Genomic DNA, 17945 nt, shown 5'->3' with positions numbered 1-17945 from the left:
ACGTTCGAAGCTCTGGGGCTACCCCTTTTCTCCTGCCAGCAGCCTTTTCGCCAGGTCCAGGGCCTCTTCCCGCGAACCGACCTCTCCCGCGGCCTGCGCCTCCTCGATTTGCGACAACAGACGCCCTACCAGCGGGCCGGGGCCTATCCTCAGCGCCTCCATCAGGTCGTCGCCGGTGACGAGCCGGGGCGGGGCGGTGAGCGCCGTCTCAAAGTAGTGCTGCCGGAGGACGTAACTGACGTAGGCGACCTGCCTGCGCCACGTCGATAGCTGGAGACGAGGGCCGCGCGCCGCCATGTGATCGGCCAGGAAGAGGAAGAGCACGTCGATCGCCGCGTCGCCGGCGTCGCGAAAGAAGCGGTAGAGAGCGCGGCGGCTCGGCGGCTTCCCCGCGCTGAGCTGGCCCGGCCGCATGTGGTGCCGCACCATGAGCCCGACGAGCTTTCGCTCCGCAGCCCCGAAGCGCAGCCTCGACATCAGGCGCTCCGCCTTCTCCGCCCCCTTCTGCGGGTGGCCGAAGAAACGTATCCGCCCGCCGGCATCGATGAACTTCGCCTCCGGCTTGTCGATGTCGTGCAAGAGGCCGGCGAGCTTGAGCAGCGCGGTCCGCGGCCTCCCCTGCACGGCTTCGCGACGAAAGTGCTCGCGCAGCCCGGGCAGCCATGAGAGCTGACCCCAGAGCTCGCGCCAGAAGGCCGCTTGCGCCGGCTGCGACGGCTCCTCCTCCGAAAGCATGAAGTCGAGGGCGGCCAGCGTCTCCAGCAGATGATTGAAGACGTCCCAGAAGTGCCCCTTCGGTTGGACGACGCCGCGCGCCGGACCCAGCTCCGGCAGCAGCCGGTCGAGCAAGCCAAGCCTGTCGGCGAGGCGCAGGGCCGCAGCGGAGCGCGGCGTGAGGAGAGTCCGTACCAGCTCGTCGCGCTGGCGCTCGCGGGCGGCGTCCGTCAGATGCGACGCGTCGCGCTCGATGAGGGCGGCGGTGAGAGGCTCGATCGAGAAATCGAGCTCGGCGGCCAGGCGCACGGCGCGAAGGAGACGCAGCCCATCGTCGCGGAACACTGTGCTGCCCACCGCCCGTATCGTCCCCGAATCCAGATCGTCGCGCCCGCCGAAAGGGTCGATCAGCGCGTCCCGGGAGCCTTTGCCGGTGGCGTCGAGCGGCAGGGCCATGGCGTCGATGGTGAAGTCGCGGCTCGCCAGGTCGGTCTCGATGCTACCGCCTCGCAGAGCGGCGACGTCGACGTAGCGCACGGCTGCCCGCTGGGGGAGCACAGTGCGGGCGACGGCGTGCTCCTCGTGCAGGGGGACCCAGTGGCCGTGCAAGGCATCGGCGGCGAGGCGCGAAAGCTTGAGAGCATCGCCGGTGAGCGCGATGTCGATGTCGCCCGTGGGACGCCCGAGGATGAGATCGCGGAGGAAGCCGCCGACGAGGTAGGCTTCGGCGCCTCTCTCCTGCCAGATGTCCCGCAGCTTTGCGAGGAGGCGTCTGATAGGGCGAGGGATGAAAGGGGAACGCCTCGGTAGGGTCATGCTGGGCGCGGCTACAGGCCGGGCTTCTCTTTTCCCGGCTCCGCGGCGGCCTCCTGCGGCTCGACCTTCACGAGCTGGTCGAGGCTTTCCAGGCGGTCGATGTAAAGAAAGCCGTCGAGGTGGTCGGTCTCGTGCTCCAGCGCCTGCGCCAGGAGATCGTCTTTCGCCTTTATGCGGAACGGCTTCCCCTGACGGTCGAGCGCCTTGACCGTCACCGATTGGGAGCGCGTGATCTCGCCGTAGTAGCCGGGGACGGAGAGGCAGCCTTCCTCGACCCGTCGCTGGCCCGAACGGCGCACGATCTCCGGGTTGATGAGAACGATGACTTCCTGCCCGGGGATCTCGATGACGGCGATGCGGAGAGGCGACCCGACCTGGGGGCCGGCAAGCCCGACGCCGGGCGCCGCCCTCATCGTCTCGATCATGTCGTCGATCAGCTTCTGGACGGAGGCATCGATGGCGCGCACGCGCCGCGTCTTCTGACGGAGGACGGGGTCGCCGGCAACACGGATGGGGAGAACAGCCACAGGTATCTCCAGCGAAGCTCTCTGACCCTATTGTAATAGGGAGCCGACGGAGCGGGAAGGAGGGCTAACCAACGAACCCACGAGAACGGAAAGCTTCGGAACGCGGCGCCCTAAGCTGCTTCGGCAAGAATCCGGCGGGAGCGATGTGACGCTACTCGCGGGCGCGCGTCTTCTCTTTGATGCGCGCCGCCTTGCCCGTGCGGCCCCGCAGATAGTACAGCTTCGCCCGCCGCACCTTGCCGCGACGCACCACTTCCAGCTTTTCAAAGCGCGGCGAGTTGAGCAGAAACGTCCGTTCAACGCCCACACCGTGAGTGACGCGCCGCACGGTCACGTTGGCGCTCGGGCCGGCGCCGCGCCGCGCACGGATGATGACGCCCTGAAAGGCCTGGCTCCGCTCCCTGTCGCCCTCGACCACTTTTGAGGTGACGCGGACAGTGTCGCCGATGTTGAACTCTTCGATATTTGGGTTCGGCTTCAGATCGATGATGGAATTAACGTCTACCACAATCGTTCTCCAATGCGTATTGTCGCCGCTCAGACCTCGCCCGCCATCGCCGCCGCCGCAAGCCGCCGCTCCTCCGGAGACAGCGCGGCGCGCTCGAGCAGGTCAGGGCGTCGTTTGGCCGTATGAATTATACTCTGCCGGCGGCGCCATTTGGCAATCTCGCCATGATGGCCCGATAGCAGCACCTCGGGGACGGCCCAACCGCGGAACTCGGGAGGCCTCGTGTACTGAGGATACTCCAACAGCCCCTGGGCGTGCGACTCCTCCGAGAGCGATTCCCCCGAGCCGAGGACGCCGGGCACCCGCCGCGCCACCGCCTCGATGAGCACCATCGCCGGCAGCTCGCCGCCTGAGAGGACGTAGTCGCCGATGCTTACCTCATCGTCTACAAGGTGCTCTCGCACCCGCTCGTCGACGCCCTCGTAGTGACCACAGACCAGCATGAGCCGCGGCCGCTGCGATAGCTCGACCGCCACCTGCTGGCTGAGGAGGCGGCCCTGCGGAGTCATCAGCACGACGTGCGCCGCCGGCGACGCCATCGCGTTCACCTCCTCGACGGCGCGGAATATCGGCTCCGGCTTCATGACCATGCCCGGCCCGCCGCCGTAGGGGTAGTCGTCTACTACGCGGTGCCGGTCTTCAGTGTAGTCACGTATGTTGTGCAGCGCCACCTCGATAAGTCCCGCCTCGACGGCGCGCTTCATGATGCTGCTCTCGAGCGGCCCGCGGAACATCTCGGGGAAGAGGGTGAGGACATCGAAACGCATCGGCGCCTACTCCCAAACAGGCGGCGCCGGCGGCAGATGGTCGGAGGGGACGCCCCGGATGATCTCGATCGCGTGGACGAGCACCGGCATAAGGAACGAGAGCCCCTCGCGGACCGCCGGTTCGCTGCCGGGGAAGTTTACGATGAGCGTTTTGCCCCGCACTCCGGCAACGTTTCGGCTCAACATCGCCATCGGCGTGTGGCGTAGTCCGTCCTGACGCAACGCCTCCGGGATGCCGGGCGCCAGGCGGTCCACCACAGCGGCGGTCGCTTCCGGCGTGACGTCGCGCGGCCCGAGGCCGCTGCCGCCGGTGGTGAGTATGAGGTCGAGCCCGTCCTCATCACACCAGCGACGAAGACGATCGCTTATCTCGTCCGCCTCGTCCGGCACAACTTCGTACTTCTCGACAATCGAGTCTATCGCGGACAGTAGCTCGCGCATCGCGGGGCCGCTCGTGTCCTCGCGCTCGCCCCGCGACGCTTTATCGCTGACCGTTAGAATGCCGGCGCGTATGGGCATGTAAAATTCCTCCTGTCAACAGTTCATGATAGCACAGCGCAGAAGGGCGAAAAAAGATTGGAGGAAGCAGGGGAAAAGGCTTGACAGTTGGGGACGATGTGGTAGTATGTGGAGCGTTGTGGTGGTCTGTGGGGAAGAGCGCTGGTCAACGGGCGGGGATGTCGCATGGTCTTTCGAGGCACATTTGAGTACACATTGGACGACCGGGGAAGGATCCCGATCCCCGCCCGTTACCGACCCTCCTTTGCCAGAGGCGCTGTGCTGGCGGAAAGCCAGGACGGCTGCGTGGAAGTGTACACCGCCGAGTCCTATGAGGAAGAAGCGGAGTTCCTGCTGAAGCAGCGCCCTACCCGCAAGAAGGCGCGCCGCCTGCGCCGGGGGTTCTTCGGCAGGTCGTGGGACGTGGAGCTGGACGCCCAGGGCCGCATTCTCCTGCCGCCCAGACTGCGACAACGCGCCGGCCTCGAGGGCAGCGTGCTAATGGTGGGACGCGGCGAGTGCCTCGAGATCTGGAACGGGCAGCGCTGGGCGGAAGAGGAAGAGGCCGTAGACGCAGAGTACGAGGTCACCCGCGAGTCCATGGAAGAGCGGCCATGACAGTGGTGATGATGACGGCAATACACATTCCGGTGATGGTGCGCGAGGTCATAGATGGCCTGGCGGTGAGGGCAGGAGGCCGCTACGTCGACTGCACGGTAGGCGAAGGCGGTCACGCCGAAGCCATCATCGAGGCCGCTTCGCCGGACGGCCGGCTGCTCGGGATCGATCTCGATTCGCAGGCGCTGGCGGTGGCCGAAGAGCGCCTCTCGCCCTACGGCGACAGAGTGACGCTCGTCGAAGGCAACTTCGCCGACGTCCGCCGAATATGCCGGAGCCGCGGCTTCGGCCCTGTAGATGGGATTCTGCTGGACCTGGGCATCTCTTCGTTTCAGCTTGAAACGGCGAGACGCGGGTTCAGCTTCAGTCGCGAAGGACCGCTGGATATGCGTTTCAGCCCCGGGCAAACTCTCACCGCAGACGATATCGTCAATGGGTACCGGGAGGAAGAGCTGGCCGACCTTATCTGGCGCTTTGGTGAAGAGCGCAGGGCCAGGCAGATCGCACGCTGCATCGTTGAGGAGCGACCGATCCTCACCACCACCCAACTCGCTGGAGTCGTCGAGCAGGCCGTGGGAAGAAGGGGCCGAAACGTCATCCACCCCGCCACCAGGACGTTCCAGGCCCTTCGCATTGCGGTAAACCAAGAGCTAGCCCACTTAGCTACCGCGCTCACCGAGGCCCACGGCCTGCTCGACTATTCCGGCGCCCGACTGGCGGTCATCTCTTACCACTCCCTTGAGGACCGCCTGGTCAAGGACTTCTTCCGCCGCGAGTCGCAGGACTGTGTGTGTCCTCCCGGCACCCCCATCTGCACCTGCAATCATCACGCTACTTTGCGAGTACTGACGAAAAAGCCGGCAAGACCATCTGCTCTGGAGGTGGCGATCAACCCCCGGTCCCGCAGCGCCCGGCTCAGAGTAGCGGAACGTCTCTAAACGGGGCAAGTCCGCGAACGAGTGAGAGACATGGCATCTCTTGACCGTTTGATCCCGAGACCCCTTTCCAGGCCCCTCTCGCGGCCGGTGCCTCTGCGGCCGCTGCTGCTGGGGGCCTTCCTGGTGATCGCCGCCATAGGACTGCTCCAGGTGCTCCAGACAAGCGACGCCACCACGAGCGGCTATAACCTCCGTGAGTTGGAGCAGCAGCGCCTCGGCTGGCAGGCCCGCGTGCACGAGATCGAGGCGGAGATTGCGGGCCTTACTTCCATGCAACGGATTGAGCAGGAAGCGCGCGGCAGGCTGGGCATGGCGCCGCCGGAGCGCGTGCTGACGCTGGAGGTGCACTCGGAGCCGCCGGCGCAGCAGCTCGTGCCCCAGCGCTACCTGATGGAAGAGCCGCCGGCTGAAAGCCCTTCCTGGCAAAGCCGTCTGCTGCGGCTCTTGCCTTTCTACTAGGACCATCGCGTCCCCTCCCTCGGCTCGGCGGGTGAGCGGGGCGCCGACAATATCCGGCAAGGAAGCTAATTATGCCCGTAAGAGTGGCGCGAGTGTCCTGGCGGCTTCTCCTGCTGGGGTTTCTTCTTTTCGCCGGCGCCGCCGTCCTCGTTGGGCGCCTGGCTTACCTCCAGATAGTGAGCCACGGACGCTACTCGGTGGAAGCAGAGGACGAGCACCTCGGCGTCCGAAAGCTGCTGCCGCCGCGGGGCGCGATACTGGACAGGAACGGCTTCCCTCTCGCCCTCACCCTCGACGCCTACGACATCTCAATCGACCGCGAAGTTTGGCAGGACGCGGAACTCGCCCGCGAGGGTGCGGAGGCGCTCTCTTCGTTCCTCAATCGCTCCCCTGATGACATCCTCGCCGCAATGGGCCCGGAGAAGGAAGGCGACTACCTGCTGGCGAGCGGGCTCGACTACGCCCAGGGCGCCAAGATTGTCGCCCTGGGTCTGCCGGGGGTGCGCGCCACCCCAACGATAAAGCGCTTCTACCCCGAAGGCGACCTGGCGTCCGGCCTCCTCGGCTTCATCGGCCGCGACAAGACGGGGCTGGCAGGCCTGGAGGCCGACCTCGACCCTGAACTGGGCGGAGAAGCGGGAACCTTATACTTCGAACGGGACAGCCTGGGCAACCCCATTCCCTTCGGCTACCAGCGGCTTATCGAGCCGCAGGCCAGCGCCGATGTCCGGCTCACCATCGACCGGTACATACAGCGCAGTGTCGAGGAGCAGCTTGACGCGACGATCGAGGCCAGGGGCGCCAAGGGCGGGACCATCATTGTCATGGAACCGGATACGGGCGCGATACTGGCGATGGCGAGCCGCCCCAGCTTCAAGCTCACGGAACTCGACCTGAGCGACGAGGCGAGGATGGAGTTCTACCGCAACCGCGCGGTGACCGACCTCTACGAGCCGGGCTCGGCGATGAAGGTGGTGACGATGGCCGCGGCGGTCGACCTGGGACTGGTCGGGCCGCAGACGACGTACGAGGACACCGGCCACGCCTACGTCGGTGGCGCGGCGATCGCCAACTGGGACTTCTCTGCCAACGGCACACAAACGATGGTGCAGCTCCTGCAGAAGAGCCTCAACACAGGCGCCGTGTGGGTCTCGGGGTTGATCGGGCCGGAGCGGTTCTACGAGTACATCGAACGCTTCGGTTTCGGGGAGCCGACGCATGTTGGGCTGAGCGGCGAAGCGGCGGGGGTGTACCGCACGCAAGACGACCCCGAGTGGTACCCCGTCGATCTGGCGACCAACTCATTCGGCCAGGGGATAAGCGTCACGCCGCTACAAATGATCACCGCCATCGCAGCCATCGTCAACGGCGGCGAACTGATGCGGCCCTACGTAGTCCAGGAAGTGAAAGGCCCGCGAGAGCACCGCGTTTTCGAGCCGGTGGTTGTGCGGCGGGTGATATCCGAGGAAGCGGCGGAGACGCTGCGCGAGATGTTGCGAGAGGTCGTAGAAGGGAATCCCTCCCACCTTGCGCGCATTTCGGGTTATCATGTGGGCGGAAAAACGGGGACCAGCTTCATCTCGGTGGCGGGAGGTTACGCTCCAGACCGGACGATCGCCTCGTTCGTGGGCTTTGCGCCCGCAGAGGATCCGCGGATCATCGTACTGGTCAAGATCGACGAGCCCCAGAACGAGACGCTGGGAGGAATGGTGGCGGCGCCGGTCTTCGCTGAGCTTGCTCCCCGTATCCTCTCATACCTCGGCGTGCGGCCGGACGCGCCGCAACTGGTACAGCAGGGCGGCTGACCTTGAGTGAGGCGGGATGATGATAAGGGCGGTGGAGGTCGAGAGCAGCCTGCGGCCGGTCCTTCTCGATAAGGCGGGGGAGATACCCGCCCGCTTTTCACGGGTGGTCACCGACTCCAAGCAGGTGCGCCCCGGCGACCTCTTCGTCGCGCTGAAGGGAGAGCGACACGATGGGCACGATTTCCTGGGCGATGCGCTGTCGCTGGGCGCGCGCGGTCTGCTCGTACGGCGCCCGCCGGCGAGCAGGCCGGAAGGCGTTGCCGTCTACGTCGTCGGCGACACGCTCCAGGCGCTGCAGATGATGGCGGCCGGACGCCGGCGACGCTTCCCCGTCCGGGTCATCGGCGTAACCGGCAGCGTCGGCAAGACAACCACGAAGGAGATAACCGCGTCGGTCCTGTCGCGCCGCTACCGGGTGCTGAAGAACGAGGCGAACTACAACAACGAGATTGGCCTGCCGCTGACGCTGCTCAAGCTGACACGACGCCACGAACGGGCCGTCCTCGAAATGGGGATGTACGCGCCGGGCGAGATCCGCCAGTTGTGCGGGATAGCGCTGCCGCACGCTGGCGTGGTGACGAACGTGGGCCCAGTGCATCTGGCGCGCCTCGGCAGCATCGAGGCGATAGCGGAGGCGAAGACGGAGCTCGTCGAAGCGCTGCCCGCGGACGGGTACGCCGTCCTCAACGGCGACGATCCGCGCGTCAGGGCAATGTCCGGCCGGACGCGGGCGGCGGTCCTCCTGTACGGAGCGTCGGAAGGATGCGACGTGCGCGGCACCGGGCTGGAGAGCGGCGGACTGCGCGGCTTCTCGTTCGATATCGAGCGCGAGGGCCGGAAGGCGCGGGTGCAAACGAGGCTTCCCGGCCCCCACCTGCTGCACAACTTCCTCGCCGCCGCCGCCGTCGGCCTGATGGAAGGGATGACGCTGGAGGAGGTAGCCGACGCCCTGTCGCAGGCGCGGTCGCAGCTACGGCTGAAAGTGTACAGGGGGCGCAAAGGCTCCGTCATCCTCGACGACACGTACAACGCCAGCCCGGCGTCGATGCTCGCCGCCCTCGCGCTCCTGGCAGACGTTCCCGGGCGACGCATCGCCGTTTTGGGCGACATGCGGGAACTGGGGGCGCAGGAGGAAGAAGGGCACCGGGTCGTGGGCAGAGAGGCGGCGCGAGTCGTCGACGAGTTGCACACGGTGGGAGAGCTAGGACGGATCATCGCCGATGAGGCGCGCCGGGGCGGACACGAGGCCGTGCGGGACTGGGCGACGAAGGAGGAGGCGGCGCGCGCGGTGGCGAAAAAGCTGGACAAGGGCGACGTGGTGCTCCTGAAGGCATCGCGGGCGCTGGAGCTGGAGACGGTGCTCCCGGAGCTGAAAGGATAGACATGGTATACGCGCTGTTTGTCGGAGCGTCCGCGTTCGTGGTGTCGGTCATCGCCGGACACTGGGTCGTCAACTTCCTGGGCGGCCGCAACTGGGGGAAGCGTATCTCCGCCCTCGGGCCGGCATCGCACGCCGTGAAGGCGGGTACTCCGACAATGGGCGGGCTACTGATCTTCGGGACGGTCTTCCTGGTGACGGCGCCGACGAACCTTTTCGATAAGCTATCGATCTTTCTTCCTCTCGGCATCATCGTCGCTACCGGCACCCTGGGACTTATCGATGACTTTCTCACGCTGGAAGGGCGCGGCGACGGTCGGGGGCTGAACAAACGGCTGAAAGTGGGGCTGCTGCTGGCGCTGGGACTGAGCGCGGCGCTCGTGCTCTATTACGGGCTCGAAGCGCAAAGTATCAACGTGCCCGCGCTCGGCAAGTACAACATGGGGCTCTGGTACATTCCCACGGCGGTGGTGATCTTTCTTGTGACCACAAGCGCCGTGGCAATCACCGACGGGCTCGATGCGCTGGCAGGCGGCACGACCGCGCTCGCGTTCGCGGTCTACGGGGTCATCGCCTTCCTCCAGGAGCAGGACTTTCTCGCCACCTTCTGCCTCACGGTCGTCGGGGCGACGCTGGGATTTCTCTGGTACAACGCCCATCCCGCCCGGCTGTTCATGGGCGACACGGGAGCGCTGGCGCTCGGCTCGACGCTGGCGGTGGTGGCGTTGATGACCGGCTGGTGGCTGCTGTTGCCTGTCGTGGGCGTCGTCTTCGTGCTCGAGGGCGCGGCCACGCTGATCCAGATCGCCTATTTCCGGCTGAGCGGCGGGAAGCGCATCTTCCGGATGACGCCGCTGCACCATCACTTCGAGCTTATGGGCTGGTCGGAGCCGCAGATCGTCACAAGATTCTGGTTAATTGGCATGGTTGGAGGCCTGTTAGGTATAGCGCTGGCCTTGACAGATTAGTTAAAATGCTATGACAGATAAACCGGAACTCAGGGGCAAGAAGGTGACGGTGGTGGGGCTGGGCATCGAGGGCGTGGACCTGGCGCGATACCTCGTGTTCCAGGGCGCCGACGTCACCGTAAGCGACGTCAGGACGGCCGACCGGCTGGCGCCACGCCTGCGTGAGCTCGACGGCCTGCCCGTAAGGCTCGCCCTCGGTGCCAACGACCCCGCGGACACCGTCGCGGCCGATATCGTGTTCGTCTCGCAGGGGGTGCCGCTGCGCATACCGGCGCTCGCGGCCGCCCGAGAGAAGGGCGTGCCCCTGAGCTCGATGACGCGGCTCTTCCTGGAGCTGTGTCCGGGGCCGGTCATCGGCGTCACGGGCAGCAGCGGCAAGACAACAGTGACGAGCCTGGCGGGGGCAATTCTGGCGGCAGCAGGGAAGCGTCACGTTGTGGGCGGAAACATCGGCGTGGGCCTGCTGGCGCTGCTGGATGAGATCACGCCCGACACGCTGGTGGTGTTGGAGATGAGCCACACCCAACTCGAGCTGGCGGGGAAGAGCCCGCACATAGCCTGCGTGCTTAACGTCACGCCTAACCACCTCGACCAGTATAGCTGGCCGGAGTACCTGGCGCTGAAGGAGAACATCCTGCGCTATCAGACCGGCGACGACGTTGCCGTGATGAACCACGACGATGAGCAGAGCCGGCTCATGGCGTCGAAGGCGCGGGGGAAGGTCGTGCGCTTCGGCCTGCGGGGCGGTTTCGAGGGCGACGGGGCGTTCACGCGCGACGGGCAGGTCGTCCGGCGCGCCGGCGGCCGCGAGGAGCGGGTGATGGCTGTCGGCGACATACCGCTGCGAGGCGAGCACAACGTGTCCAACGTGCTCGCCGCGACGGCGGTGGCCTCCGAAGCCGGGGTCGACGCACGGGATATCGCGAAAGCGGTGCGCGACTTCAAGGCCGTCCCGCACCGGCTGGAGTTCGTGGCGGAGATCGACGGCGTGCGCTACTACAACGATAGCATCGCGACGACGCCGGAGCGGACGCTGGCAGGGATGCGGTCGTTCAAGGAGCCGCTGGTGCTGCTGCTGGGGGGTCGCGAGAAGCATCTGCCGCTGGAGGAGATGATGAGAGAGATGCGGCGTCGATGCCGAGCGGCGGTGTTCTTCGGGGAGGCGAGGGAGACGCTGGTGGCGGCGGCGCGGGCCGCGGGCGAGGTCGTCGCCCCCGAGAAAGCGCTGCACATGGAGAGCGTCGCATCCCTGGAGGAAGCGGTCGCGGCGGCCCGCGCCGCCGCCAAAGCCGGCGACGTCGTCCTGCTGTCGCCCGCCTCTACCAGCTTCGACGCCTACGACAACTTTGAGGAACGCGGCGAGCACTTCCGCCGCCTCGTTCTCGAACTCGCACGGCAAGGAGGGCAGCAGCCATAACCGCCGAGACTACTCGCCTGCGCGCCGGCCAGCCCGACTCGGTCATCATCAGCCTCGTGCTGATACTGGTCGTGCTGGGCCTTATCACCGTGTACAGCGCCAGCTTCGCCCTCGGCAGCCTCGAATACGACAACCCCTACTACTTCGTCACCCGTCAGGCCATATGGGCCGTAATCGGCGCCGCCTTGCTTATCGCCTTCATGCGGATGGACTATCACCGGCTGCGCGCCGTCAGCCCTTTGCTCATGCTCGGAGCGCTAATCGGGCTCGCCGCCGTCCTCGTCCCCGGAACCGGCGTCGAGAGGTATGGTGCGCAACGCTGGATCGCGCTCGGGCCGCTACCGCCTATCCAGCCGAGCGAGTTCGCCAAGCTCGCTCTCATCATCTACGTCTCCGCCTGGCTTTCCAGCAGGCAACTCAAGCTCCGGAGCTTCCTCACCGGCTTCCTGCCTTTCGTCATCATGGTGGGAATGGTCGCCGGACTCGTCATGGCCGAGCCCGATATGGGCACCACCATCATCATCGTCCTGACAACCGTGACCCTCTTCTTCATCGCCGGCGGCGCTCTAACCCATCTTTTCACGCTCTTGTCCATCGGCGGCGTCACCGCCAGCTTCCTCGTGCTCAGCGGCGGGTATCGAATGGACCGCATATTCGCATTCATCTCCGCCGAGGATGACCCCGCCGGGCGCGGCTTCCACATCCTCCAGCTTCTCATCGCCCTCGGCAGCGGCGGCATCAGCGGCCTGGGGATCGGCGCCAGCCGTCAGAAGTTCTTCTACATACCGAGCGCCCACACCGACGGCATCTTCGCAGTCATTGGCGAAGAGATGGGCTTCATCGGCGCCACCTTCGTCATCGTCCTCTTCGCGCTCCTTGTTTACCGCGGCATTCGGGTGATGGTGAACGCCCCCGACAACTTCGGCGCCCTACTCGCCGTGGGGATCACCACGTGGATTGCCTACCAGGCGCTGATCAACATCGGCGGCATAACGAGGACGATACCCATGACCGGCATTCCCCTGCCCTTCCTGAGCTTCGGCGGCTCCGCCCTCGCGGCGATGCTCGCCGGCGTTGGCATATTGCTCAGTGTCTCGAGGTACGGAAAGCGACAGGCGCGACAGAGGGAACGGGTCCCGCGGCCAGCGGTCAGGCGCGAACCAGAGAGGGAGCCGGCATGAGAGTAGTGCTTTCCGGCGGAGGGACCGGCGGTCACGTCTACCCTGCCCTGGCGGTGGCCGCCGCCCTGCAGCAACGCTTTTCCGGCAACGGCCCCCTAGAACTGCTGTACATCGGCATTCGGGGGCGGCTCGATGAAGAACTCATGACGTCGGAGATCGTGCCGTTTCGGACGGTGCGGGCGGGCGCCCTTCGCGGCCGCTCCCCCTGGCAGTTCATGCGCAGCGTCTTCAACCTCTCTCTCGGCACCCTCGAAGCCCGCCGGCTCCTCAAGCGCTTCCGGCCCCACGTCGTGTTCGCCACCGGCGGCTACGCCAGCGTCCCCGTCGCCATCGCCGCAAAGCTTTCAGGTCGTCCCCTTCTCGTCTACCTGCCCGATATACGTCCGGGATGGGCCGTGCGTCTGATGGGCCGTCTCGCCCGCGTCATCGCCGTCACGAATGAGGCCTCGCTCCCCTATCTCCCCGCCGGAAAGACGCGCGTCACCGGCTATCCGGTGCGCAAAGCGTTCACCGCGGCCGCCCGAGAGGAGGCCTACGAGCGCCTCGGCCTCGATGCCGCACGCAAGACGCTTCTGATCGCCGGCGGCAGCCAGGGCGCTCACAGCATCAACAAGATGGCCGCCGAGCACCTCCCGCAGCTAGTGGCGTTATGTCAAGTCATCCACATCTCCGGTGATTCCGATTACACCTGGCTCGCCGGCCTGCGCGACAAACTGCCCCCCGAACTCGCCGGCCGCTACCACCTTTACCGCTATCTGCGCGACGAGATGCCCTGGGCGATGGCCGCCGCCGACCTCGCCCTTACCCGCGCCGGCGCCTCGACCCTCGGCGAGCTGCCCGCCCTCGGACTGCCGGCCGTCCTCATCCCCGGCCCCTTCTCCGACCAGAAGGAGAACGCCCGCTACCTCAGCGAGAAAGGCGCGGCGCTCACATTGACGAACAGCCACCTCGCGCTGGCGAAGGAAGAAATTGAACGGCTCCTCAACGACGAGGACCGCCTGAAGAAGATGTCGCAGGCGGCGCGCAGCCTGGCGCAGCCGGACGCCGCCGAACGCATAGCCGATCTGCTGATCGAGATCGCGCAAGAGAAGCGGAAGCGATGACGGAGCCAAGCGTCAGCCGGCCCATCCCGCGACGGATCCACCTCGTCGGCATCGGCGGCGTGCACATGTCCGCTATCGCCGATATCCTGCTCACGCGGGGCCACGAGATCAGCGGCTCCGACCTCCGTCTCTCCGCGCTCACCGAGCGTCTTGCCGCCCGCGGCGCCGCTGTCCACGAGGGGCACAGCGCCGAGTATGTGGACAACGCCGAGCTTGTCGTCACCACGTCCGCGGCGACGAAAGACAACCCGGAGATCAACGAGGCGCGGCGCCGCGGCATCCCCGTCGTCAAACGTGCGGACATGGTCGCGCGCCTGATGGAAGGAAAGCGCTCGATCGCTATCGCCGGCACGCACGGCAAGACGACGACCACCTCCCTCGTGTCGCTGATGCTCGTCGAGGCCGGCCTCTCACCCACGTTCCTCGTCGGCGGCGACGTCGTTAACCTGGCGACGAACTCCCGCGCCGGCGACGGCCCCCATATCGTCGTCGAGGCCGACGAGTTCGACGCCGCTTTCCTGAGCTACGAGCCGGAGACCGCCGTCGTCACCAATATCGAGCCCGACCACCTCGACTTCTACGGCACCTTCGACGAACTGAAGTCGGCCTTCGCGCAGTTCCTCAAGAACGTACCCCCGCAGGGCCGTATCATCGCCTGCGCCGACGACCCTGTAACCGCCGAGATGCTCGGCCGCGGCAAATCACCGCCGCTGCCGCTCCAGACCTCGCAGGTCGAGTTCTACGGGCTGAAGACGCCTGTCGATTGGGTCGTCTCCCACCTGGGCAAACTACCGGGAGGAGAGCACGAGTTCCTGGTGGGCCACGAGGGTCGCCCCTACGGCGAGTTCCACCTCCGGATACCCGGCCGCCACAACGTCAGCAACGCCCTGGCGGCCATCGCCGTCGGACATTACGCGGGCGTGCCCCTGGCGGTGATGCAGAAAGCGGTGCGCGAGTTCCGGGGCGCCGGACGCCGCTTCCAGCTCGTGGGAGAGGCGGCGGGCGTCACCGTGATGGACGACTACGCCCACCACCCGACAGAAATCAGGGCCACCATCGCCGCCGCCCGCGAGCGCTTCCCTAAGCGGCGCCTCATAGCCGTCTTCCAGCCCCACACCTACAGCCGCACGCTCTACCTGCTCGAGGAGTTCCGCGCCTGCTTCCACGGGCTGCACCGTCTGTTCATCCTCGAGACCTACGCCGCCCGCGAGGCCATCGCCGAGGGGATCGACGCCGCTGAGCTGGCGAGGCAGGTGGTCAAGCCGAAGGCGCGCTACGTCGCCACCTTCGAGGAGGCGGCGGATGAGGCGGCGAAGGCACTCCGCGAAGGCGATGTCTTCTTCACCATCGGCGCCGGCGACGTCGACCGCGTCGGCCCGCTGGTGCTGCAACGGCTCCGGGAGAAGGAAAGGACGCATCCCTAGCTCATGGACGAGAAGTTGATCGCGGCGTTGCGCAGGATAGGCGAAGTCCGGCTGGACGAGCCCCTATCGCGCCACACCACTTTCGGCATCGGCGGCCCCGCCGACGCGTTCGTCACGGTCGACAGCGCAAGGCGTCTCCGGCGCCTGGTCGCTCTCTGCCACCGCCATGACACTCCCCTGTTCATACTGGGCGCCGGCAGCAACATCCTCGTCGGCGAGCTTGGGATACGCGGCGTAACGGCTGAAAACAGGGCGCGACAGGTCCAGGGGCCGAAAGCGAGCAGTAACGGCAGAAGCGTATTCCGGATCGAGTCCGGAATGCCCCTGGCGAAGCTCGCCCGCGACCTCTCGGCCAAAGGCTTCAGCGGCCTCGAATGGGCGGGCGGCATTCCAGGCACTATCGGCGGCGCCGTAGTCTACAACGCCGGCGCCTACGAGTGCTCGCTTGCCGACGTGCTCAAACGCGTGGGCATGGTCGACGCGCGGGGAAGGGGACACATCCTCAGCGCCGCCGACCTCGGCCTCGGCTACCGCGAGAGCGCCTTTACCCGACGGCTCTTCGCCGGGCAGGTGATCCTCTGGGCCGAGATCGGCCTCTTCCCCGGCGATCCCGATGACCTCGTGCGCCAGATGCGGGAGTTCGACAGGAGCCGGTCGGAATCGCAGCCGCGGGGCCGCAGCGCCGGCTCCATATTCAAGAACACGCGTGAGTACCCCGCCTGGTGGCTGATCGACCAGGTGGGGCTGCGCGGCTATCGCATCGGAGACGCCGAAATCTCGGAGAAACACCCGAACTTCATTCTGAACGTCGGCAAGGCGCGCGCATCCGACGTCAAGGCGCTGATGGAGCTGGCGCAGGAGCGCGTGCTGGCTGAGTTCGCCGTCAAACTGCAACCGGAGGTGGCGCTGGTGGGAGAGGGTTTCTGACATGACGGCGCGAAAGACTCGCCTGGGCGTCATATTCGGCGGGGCCTCCGGCGAGCACGAGGTGTCGGTGGTGTCGGCGCAGCACGTGATGGCGGCGGCAGACAGGGAACGCTTCGAAGTGGCGCCCATCGGCGTCACCAAAGCGGGCGCCTGGCTCACGCCGTCGGAGACGCAGGCGCAGCTTGACGAGCCGTCGGAGCCCTACCGCAAGACGCTCCGCCTCGGCGAGTCGCGGGGGCTGCTGGCGAGGCCGCAGGCGCTCGCCGTGCTGCGCGACATCGATGTGGCGTTCCCCCTCATTCACGGCCCCGGCGGCGAAGACGGGACGCTACAGGGCCTGCTGGAGCTAGCGGAGATCCCGTACGTCGGCGCTGGAGTGGGCGCGAGCGCCGTCGGCCTCGACAAAGCATTCATGAAGGGGCTGCTCCGGGCCTCCGGGCTCCCCGTCGTCGACTACGTCGTCGTGACGGAGACGCGGTGGGAGCGGGAGCCGAAGGCAGTCGCGGCCGAGGTCGAGAGCGTCCTCTCTTACCCCGTCTTCGTGAAGCCGTGCAACGGCGGCAGCAGCGTCGGCATAAGCAAGGTGCGTTCCCGCGAAGACCTCGCCGACTCCGTGCTCGAGGCGTTGCGCTACGACCGCAAGCTAATAATCGAGCAGGGGGTGGAGTGCCGCGAGATCGAGTGCGCTGTGCTGGGGAACGACGAGCCGGAGGCGTCGCCGCTGGGCGAGATCCGCTACCAGCGCGAGTTCTACGACTACGAGGCGAAGTACCTCGACGGCTCGACAGAGCTGATAGCGCCCGCCCGGCTCCCGCCCGATTTGACGGCGCGCATCCAGGAGACCGCCGTCGCCGCCTATCGGGCAATCGACTGCTCGGGGATGGCGCGCGTCGACTGCTTCCTGACGCCCGCGGGCCAGCTCTACATCGACGAGTTGAACACAGTACCGGGCTTCACTCCCGGCAGCATGTACCCGCGCCTGTGGCAGGAGGCGGGGCTTTCGTATGCGGGGCTCATCACCCGGCTGGTCGAGCTGGGCATGGAACGCTTCCGGCGAAGGAGGGAGCTTGCGTCGCTATAGCTATCAGCAGCGACGGCGGCGGCCCGCGCCGCGCGACGGCCAGGGCAGTCACAGACGCCTGTGGCGCGCCCTGCTGCTCCTCCCGCTGCTCGCTGCGGTGACGGCGCTCGGCTGGTTCGCCTGCCAGTCGCCGCTGCTGAAGGTGACGCAGGTCGAAGTGGTGGGCGCGCAGACCATCGACCCGGCGCTCCTCGCCGAGGCGTCGGGCCTCAAGGGGCAGATGCTATTCCTTCTCGATTCTGCCGGAGCAGAAACGCGGCTGAAGGCGCTGCCGATGGTCAAGGACGTATCGGTGGAACGGCGCTGGCCGGGCAAGGCGGTGCTTAGGGTGCAGGAGCGCCAGCCCTGGGGCTACTGGCAGGTGAAGGACCAGCTTTACGTCATCGACGACGAGGGATTTGTCCTCGACAACACCCGCCCGCCTGAGGAGGCGCCGACGATAGTGCACATCGATAGCGAGCGGCGCTGGCTTCCGGGGGAGCGCATCGACCCGAACGCCGTCGCCCTCGCGAAAGAACTCATCAAATCTAGCCCGCGCTCCCTGGGGCGCGCGGTCACCGGCCTGGAGTACAGCGACGGGAGCGGCCTCACCGTGATTCTGGAAGGCGGCGTGCGCGCCACCTTCGGCGACGGCCGCGACCTCGACTACAAGGTAAGCGCCCTCTACGTGTTGCTGGAGAAAGCGCGCAAGGAAGGATTAGAGGTCCACGCCGTCGACCTGCGGTTCGGAGATACGATCTCCTTTCAATAGCAGGCCGGCGGATGACGAAGGCAAGGGTTGCCCGCACCGGGGTGGGCGGCAACTCAGGAAGGAGG

18 protein-coding genes are annotated in these 17945 nt (G+C 66.6%); 13 read left to right on the top strand and 5 right to left on the bottom strand.

The features are described 5' to 3' along the window. Positions 1-18 precede the first annotated feature (18 nt). From QME71_04755 to QME71_04735, 5 genes are all read right to left on the bottom strand, one after another. Complete coding sequence (locus tag QME71_04755; GenBank protein MDI6857610.1) at positions 19-1530, bottom strand: HD domain-containing protein; 1512 nt, start codon at positions 1528-1530, stop codon at positions 19-21. An 11-nt stretch (positions 1531-1541) separates the two neighbouring features. After that, a complete protein-coding gene (def, locus tag QME71_04750) occupies positions 1542-2057 on the bottom strand; it encodes a peptide deformylase (GenBank protein ID MDI6857609.1) in 516 nt (171 codons plus the stop codon). 151 nt (positions 2058-2208) lie between these two features. After that, positions 2209-2565 carry a 50S ribosomal protein L19 gene (rplS, locus tag QME71_04745; protein ID MDI6857608.1) on the bottom strand — a complete coding sequence of 119 codons (357 nt, stop codon included), beginning with the start codon at positions 2563-2565 and terminating at the stop codon, positions 2209-2211. 29 nt (positions 2566-2594) lie between these two features. Next, on the bottom strand, positions 2595-3332 hold the full coding sequence (gene trmD / locus QME71_04740; protein ID MDI6857607.1) for a tRNA (guanosine(37)-N1)-methyltransferase TrmD: 738 nt from the start codon (positions 3330-3332) through the stop codon (positions 2595-2597). Between the two features lie 6 nt (positions 3333-3338). Then, positions 3339-3851 carry a MogA/MoaB family molybdenum cofactor biosynthesis protein gene (locus tag QME71_04735; protein ID MDI6857606.1) on the bottom strand — a complete coding sequence of 171 codons (513 nt, stop codon included), beginning with the start codon at positions 3849-3851 and terminating at the stop codon, positions 3339-3341. Positions 3852-4016: 165 nt separating this feature from the next. Here QME71_04735 and mraZ point away from each other — a divergent pair, with 165 nt between their 5' ends. From mraZ to QME71_04670, 13 genes are all read left to right on the top strand, one after another. Then, the gene (mraZ, locus tag QME71_04730; GenBank protein ID MDI6857605.1) at positions 4017-4448 is read left to right on the top strand and encodes a division/cell wall cluster transcriptional repressor MraZ; all 432 of its coding nucleotides are present in this window, start codon (positions 4017-4019) and stop codon (positions 4446-4448) included. Beyond that, complete coding sequence (gene rsmH / locus QME71_04725) at positions 4445-5386, top strand: 16S rRNA (cytosine(1402)-N(4))-methyltransferase RsmH (GenBank protein ID MDI6857604.1); 942 nt, start codon at positions 4445-4447, stop codon at positions 5384-5386. The genes mraZ and rsmH overlap by 4 nt, the downstream gene beginning before the upstream one ends. Before the next feature lie 30 nt (positions 5387-5416). Continuing rightward, the gene (locus QME71_04720) at positions 5417-5845 is read left to right on the top strand and encodes a hypothetical protein (GenBank protein MDI6857603.1); all 429 of its coding nucleotides are present in this window, start codon (positions 5417-5419) and stop codon (positions 5843-5845) included. Positions 5846-5916: 71 nt separating this feature from the next. Then, complete coding sequence (locus QME71_04715) at positions 5917-7650, top strand: penicillin-binding protein 2 (GenBank protein MDI6857602.1); 1734 nt, start codon at positions 5917-5919, stop codon at positions 7648-7650. 16 nt (positions 7651-7666) lie between these two features. Then, a complete protein-coding gene (gene murF, locus QME71_04710; GenBank protein ID MDI6857601.1) occupies positions 7667-9031 on the top strand; it encodes a UDP-N-acetylmuramoyl-tripeptide--D-alanyl-D-alanine ligase in 1365 nt (454 codons plus the stop codon). Positions 9032-9033: 2 nt separating this feature from the next. Then, entirely contained in the window at positions 9034-9996 is a 963-nt protein-coding gene (gene mraY / locus QME71_04705; protein MDI6857600.1) for a phospho-N-acetylmuramoyl-pentapeptide-transferase, read from the top strand. A gap of 10 nt (positions 9997-10006) precedes the next feature. After that, the gene (gene murD, locus QME71_04700) at positions 10007-11413 is read left to right on the top strand and encodes a UDP-N-acetylmuramoyl-L-alanine--D-glutamate ligase (GenBank protein ID MDI6857599.1); all 1407 of its coding nucleotides are present in this window, start codon (positions 10007-10009) and stop codon (positions 11411-11413) included. A 47-nt stretch (positions 11414-11460) separates the two neighbouring features. Next, a complete protein-coding gene (gene ftsW / locus QME71_04695) occupies positions 11461-12594 on the top strand; it encodes a putative lipid II flippase FtsW (protein ID MDI6857598.1) in 1134 nt (377 codons plus the stop codon). Next, entirely contained in the window at positions 12591-13697 is a 1107-nt protein-coding gene (gene murG / locus QME71_04690; GenBank protein MDI6857597.1) for an undecaprenyldiphospho-muramoylpentapeptide beta-N-acetylglucosaminyltransferase, read from the top strand. Before ftsW ends, murG begins: the two co-directional genes overlap by 4 nt. Next, positions 13694-15121 (top strand): UDP-N-acetylmuramate--L-alanine ligase, encoded by a 1428-nt coding sequence (gene murC / locus QME71_04685; GenBank protein MDI6857596.1) that lies wholly within the window; start codon positions 13694-13696, stop codon positions 15119-15121. Before murG ends, murC begins: the two co-directional genes overlap by 4 nt. A 3-nt stretch (positions 15122-15124) precedes the next feature. After that, positions 15125-16048 carry a UDP-N-acetylmuramate dehydrogenase gene (gene murB / locus QME71_04680; GenBank protein MDI6857595.1) on the top strand — a complete coding sequence of 308 codons (924 nt, stop codon included), beginning with the start codon at positions 15125-15127 and terminating at the stop codon, positions 16046-16048. 1 nt (position 16049) lies between these two features. Beyond that, positions 16050-17129 carry a D-alanine--D-alanine ligase family protein gene (locus tag QME71_04675; protein MDI6857594.1) on the top strand — a complete coding sequence of 360 codons (1080 nt, stop codon included), beginning with the start codon at positions 16050-16052 and terminating at the stop codon, positions 17127-17129. Beyond that, positions 17116-17880 carry an FtsQ-type POTRA domain-containing protein gene (locus QME71_04670; GenBank protein MDI6857593.1) on the top strand — a complete coding sequence of 255 codons (765 nt, stop codon included), beginning with the start codon at positions 17116-17118 and terminating at the stop codon, positions 17878-17880. Before QME71_04675 ends, QME71_04670 begins: the two co-directional genes overlap by 14 nt. The last annotated feature ends 65 nt before the right edge of the window (positions 17881-17945 follow it).

It is taken from the genome of Dehalococcoidia bacterium, assembly GCA_030018455.1.
Taxonomy (GTDB): Bacteria; Chloroflexota; Dehalococcoidia; order DSTF01; family JALHUB01; genus JASEFU01.
This window is presented reverse-complemented; position numbering and strand designations above follow the sequence as displayed.

Bases quoted from the DNA above. Each gene is read 5' to 3' on its own strand.
- QME71_04755 (MDI6857610.1), bottom strand. From the start codon at position 1,530: ATGACCCTACCGAGGCGTTCCCCTTTCATCCCTCGCCCTATCAGACGC.
- trmD (MDI6857607.1), bottom strand. From the start codon at position 3,332: ATGCGTTTCGATGTCCTCACCCTCTTCCCCGAGATGTTCCGCGGGCCG.
- QME71_04735 (MDI6857606.1), bottom strand. From the start codon at position 3,851: ATGCCCATACGCGCCGGCATTCTAACGGTCAGCGATAAAGCGTCGCGG.
- mraZ (MDI6857605.1), top strand. From the start codon at position 4,017: ATGGTCTTTCGAGGCACATTTGAGTACACATTGGACGACCGGGGAAGG.
- rsmH (MDI6857604.1), top strand. From the start codon at position 4,445: ATGACAGTGGTGATGATGACGGCAATACACATTCCGGTGATGGTGCGC.
- QME71_04720 (MDI6857603.1), top strand. From the start codon at position 5,417: ATGGCATCTCTTGACCGTTTGATCCCGAGACCCCTTTCCAGGCCCCTC.
- QME71_04715 (MDI6857602.1), top strand. From the start codon at position 5,917: ATGCCCGTAAGAGTGGCGCGAGTGTCCTGGCGGCTTCTCCTGCTGGGG.
- murF (MDI6857601.1), top strand. From the start codon at position 7,667: ATGATGATAAGGGCGGTGGAGGTCGAGAGCAGCCTGCGGCCGGTCCTT.
- mraY (MDI6857600.1), top strand. From the start codon at position 9,034: ATGGTATACGCGCTGTTTGTCGGAGCGTCCGCGTTCGTGGTGTCGGTC.
- murD (MDI6857599.1), top strand. From the start codon at position 10,007: ATGACAGATAAACCGGAACTCAGGGGCAAGAAGGTGACGGTGGTGGGG.
- murG (MDI6857597.1), top strand. From the start codon at position 12,591: ATGAGAGTAGTGCTTTCCGGCGGAGGGACCGGCGGTCACGTCTACCCT.
- murC (MDI6857596.1), top strand. From the start codon at position 13,694: ATGACGGAGCCAAGCGTCAGCCGGCCCATCCCGCGACGGATCCACCTC.
- murB (MDI6857595.1), top strand. From the start codon at position 15,125: ATGGACGAGAAGTTGATCGCGGCGTTGCGCAGGATAGGCGAAGTCCGG.
- QME71_04675 (MDI6857594.1), top strand. From the start codon at position 16,050: ATGACGGCGCGAAAGACTCGCCTGGGCGTCATATTCGGCGGGGCCTCC.